Here is a 3,935-nt window from a genome sequence, read left to right as displayed (position 1 = left end):
GCTGCCGTTTAGTTTGAATAATCTTAGAAAAAATAAATAGTTAAAGGGAAAGTAATGGTTTTTATAGATTTTGACCCGAGATATAAACATTTCGAACTCAAACGAAAAAAAACGACAACAGAGCGATTGCAGGAAGGAATAGATGAAAGTCAAAGACTGGATAAAGATAGAAAATTACCATTTATTCCTCAAGTACCAGTTCTCCCTAGTATGATTTCTATGAATAATCCATATGATGTGTATCACGGTTCTCTAGTTCCGATAGGCTCTATTTATCCTAATGAGGAAAATAAACCTTCGTTTCCAATTCCAAGAGAAAAAATTCCACCTAGTGTAGGAAATCATGCATCTGTTGTAACAGAACCAGTGACACCACAAGAACAGAATTCTAAACCAGAACCTAGTTTTTGGGATAAACTTTCTCGTTTTTCACAGTCTGATGTTAGTAAAAATATTGATGATTTTCTTATGGGGGCGATAACAGCAAGTCCAGATTCGTCTGGATGGCAACTTTTTGCCAAGGGGCTGAAGAACTTGCATGAAGGAGATAAACAAAGAGGGCAGGTTAACCAGACTGTCGAGTATCTAAAGTCCAAAGGCTACAGCGAAGAAGAAGCTGCTGTCATGGCAAGGAATCCTCAAATGCTTAGTGCATTGTTAACAGGTGGTGATACTCCTAAGTTACCTCTGGGGCATCAATGGTATATCAATCCGGAGACAGGTGAACGTGAAGCGAGACCGATTAAAGGATCTCTACAGGAATTGGAGTATAATCAGAAAAAACGAGACATAGAAGAGTGGGAAACAAATAAGAGAGAGTATGTGAAAGAAGTTGCATTAGAAATTGATAATACTATGGGTGCGGTTAATCATGCCATTAAACTTATAGAGAGTAATCCAGATTGGGTTGCTGGTAAAGGTGGTACGGTTACTCAAATTTTCCCAGGATCTGATGCCAAAACATTAAAATATCTATTTACTCAGATTCAAGGCGGTGTCTTTAAGCGAGTGATTGCATCAATCAAAAAACAAAGTAAGAATGGAACCGTAGGTGTTGGTCCATTATCTGAGAACGAAAGCAAGTGGTTAGTATCATCTTATGGTACTTTAGATATTAGTGACAAGCCTGAAGTATTACATACAAGACTTTTAAATATTAAGAAGATGCTTGCACATTTTCAAGAATTTAATGATGAAGAAATTTATAGGTTATCACATGGATTGGAAGTAAAAGAGCGTAAAAAAGACCCTTCTCAATCTTTTACTAATGGGTTGGTGTCACAAGGAGGTAGTGAAAATATACCAAAGATGAGTTTAGAAGAGGCATCTATTAAGGATAACGTACTTTATTTTGTGGATAGTTCCAGTGGTGAATTTCTGGTTAAGGAGTAAATATTAATGGCCCCTTATAAGACTTCTGGTGCGATTAATTCTCAATATGTATATGCTAAGAATGGGACACGTTTTCGTGTAGTTGAAGATTCTGCTGAGATTGAAAAGATTATAAGATCAAATGCTAACAGTTCTTCTTCATCTTCTCCTCGATATGTATACGCTAAGAACGGAACACGTTTCCGCGTAGTTGAAGATCCCGCTGAGATTGCGAAGCTATCTAATCAATCAACTACAACAGATGATTTCTCATTTGATGATAAAGATCTTACGGTGTTGGATGCTGTTATGAGGAATAGCGCGTCTGGTGCGACGGCAGATTATTTTGACGAGATGAAAGCAGCCAATGAAGCGGGTTTTATAGATTATTGGCGTGGTGATAAGAAAGCAGAGGAGATATATAATAGACGGGTAGCTAAGGAGCGCGCTTACCAAAAAGCCTTGCAAGAGAAATATCCTATTTGGTCTTCTATTGCTTATGCTGCTGGTTCACTTGTACCGACAGGACTCTCACTTTTTGTGCCTCCATTAAGGGCTTTGGCTCTTGCAAAGCATATGTCAACACTTGGAAATATTGGTAAGGCGATGATGTTCGGGGCAGGTTCAGGAGCTTTACATGGCTCTGGAGCAGGAGAGGGTCTTTCTGGTCGTCTTATATCGGCAGGGTTTGGTGGTGGTATTGGAACAGTAGCTGGTCCTATTGGTTCTCTTGCCGGTACAGTTGCTTCTTGGGGTACAAAAAAAATGGCAAGGGGATTGCAACATGTTCCCTATATTCCCTTTATGAAAGGAGGGCGTTTTAATCCTGCTCATAAGGAAGTTCAAACCAAAGCGGTTAGGGAAGTTGCAAAAACATTATATGATGATGGTGTTGAGAATGTTGCAGAGCGTCTTGGCTCTGCGCCACGCCATGCATTTTTGACAGATATCAGTCCAAATTTAGAAGTATCCCTTGCGAATATGGGGAAAACAAATGCGCGTGTTTCTGAACTTTTGAAAGGAGCACATGGGGAACGAGTGCAGAATGCTATTCACCGTATTGGTCAGTCGGCAGATGAAAACATTACACCTCTTCAAGATACGAAAGTTTTAAAAAGGGTACTTCAAGAGCAAGGAGAAAAAGAATATCAACCTATTTATGCACAGGTGTATCGTACTCCAGTAGGAAAAGAGCATTATGCAGCTCTTAATGATCTTTTTGCACATGAAGCATTTCAAGAAGCAGTCGAGCGAGCCGTTAAAGTCTTAACAAAGGACCGTCGCCTTGCAAAACCAGAGATGTTTTATTCGAGAGAATTTAGGCACATTAATTACAAGCCTACGATGGAGTTATTAGATCAAACGAAGAAGTCTCTCGATTACCTTAGCAAGAAGTATCATAATTTTGGTGATAACCAAATGGCTCATGTATATAAATCGCTTAAAAAAGACTTAGTAGAGATAGCGGACCAAATTTCTCCTACTTATAAAGCAGCACGGGCTAGTGTAGCCAAATATGAAGGTTTTGAAGAAGCGATAAAACAAGGCAAAAACATTGCACAGAGGGACGTATCGGGAGAGGGGATTGCAGAAGGTCTTCGTAAAGGAGCAATGCCTAGTGGTCTCAATACTTATCATGTAGGGATGAGAGACTATATTGATGATCTATTAAAAGGTTCGCGTCCTATTAATAGCCTTTCAAATATTTTACAAACGGGTAGCATGTCAGATAATCTAAGCAGATCTTTAAGCTCTAAAAACATTCATGCGTTTAGAAAAGCTGTAGAGGGTGAAAGGTTCTATGAAGATGCGGCGAAAAGAGCACTGAAACCGTTTCAAGGAACGCCTGAACATAATTATTTAACAGGTGTTAATATACCGTATGGAAAAACTAGTGCAGCACATGCAGGGGCAAAAATTATACAAAATATTTTATCTGATACGATTAGAAAATTGCCACAAAAAGAAAGGCAAATACTTGAACGTGATATAGCGAAATTAGCAACTTTTGGCGTTAAAGGTATGAACCAGAAGGAAGTTGCTCAAATGTTACAAAGATTTATACGATTACATAAAGCAGGAATTGGTAGTGACCATTTTTGGCATTTCATTTCTTCGGCAGCGTTAGGAGAAGCGGGAAGATTTTTAAGGAGTAAGGGTTAATGACCCGTTCTAGTCCTTCTGTTAATCAAGCGATCCGTCAAGCAGCAGCGCGTTATGGTTTGCCAGAGAGTTATTTGTACCGTGTTGCGCAAGTGGAAAGTGGAGGCAATCCGAATGCAAGGAATCCCCGTTCTTCTGCGGGTGGGTTGTATCAATTTATAGACAGCACCGCCAAACAATATGGTTTGCAGGATCGTTTTGACCCCATACAAGCAGCTGATGCCATGGGGCGCTTGACGCTTGATAATCGCAATCATTTAAGCCGCCTTTTGGGAAGAGCGCCTAGTGAAGCGGAGTTGTATTTAGCCCATCAACAAGGAGCAGGAGGAGCCGCGCGGCTTCTTCAAAATCCCCATGCCAATGCGGCGCAAATTGTTGGGAGCAATGCGGTTGGCTTGAAT

Annotated in this window: 3 protein-coding genes; all 3 read left to right on the top strand. The window is 40.1% G+C overall.

Annotation, left to right across the window (positions count from 1 at the left end):
• Positions 1 to 54 precede the first annotated feature (54 nt).
• Positions 55 to 1,392 carry a hypothetical protein gene (locus ACFIME_RS04005; protein WP_375627702.1) on the top strand — a complete coding sequence of 446 codons (1,338 nt, stop codon included), beginning with the start codon at positions 55 to 57 and terminating at the stop codon, positions 1,390 to 1,392.
• A gap of 6 nt (positions 1,393 to 1,398) precedes the next feature.
• The gene (locus ACFIME_RS04000; RefSeq protein WP_375626993.1) at positions 1,399 to 3,534 is read left to right on the top strand and encodes a glycine zipper family protein; all 2,136 of its coding nucleotides are present in this window, start codon (positions 1,399 to 1,401) and stop codon (positions 3,532 to 3,534) included.
• On the top strand, positions 3,534 to 3,935 hold a 402-nt coding region (locus ACFIME_RS03995; RefSeq protein ID WP_375684532.1), incomplete at its 3' end, for a transglycosylase SLT domain-containing protein. The genes ACFIME_RS04000 and ACFIME_RS03995, both read left to right, overlap by 1 nt.

Source organism: Bartonella sp. AP1QHHD, from assembly GCF_042196265.1.
Classification (GTDB): Bacteria; Pseudomonadota; Alphaproteobacteria; order Rhizobiales; family Rhizobiaceae; genus Bartonella.
The sequence above is the reverse complement of the archived record's forward strand: the minus strand, read 5'-3'. Positions and strand labels throughout refer to the sequence as shown.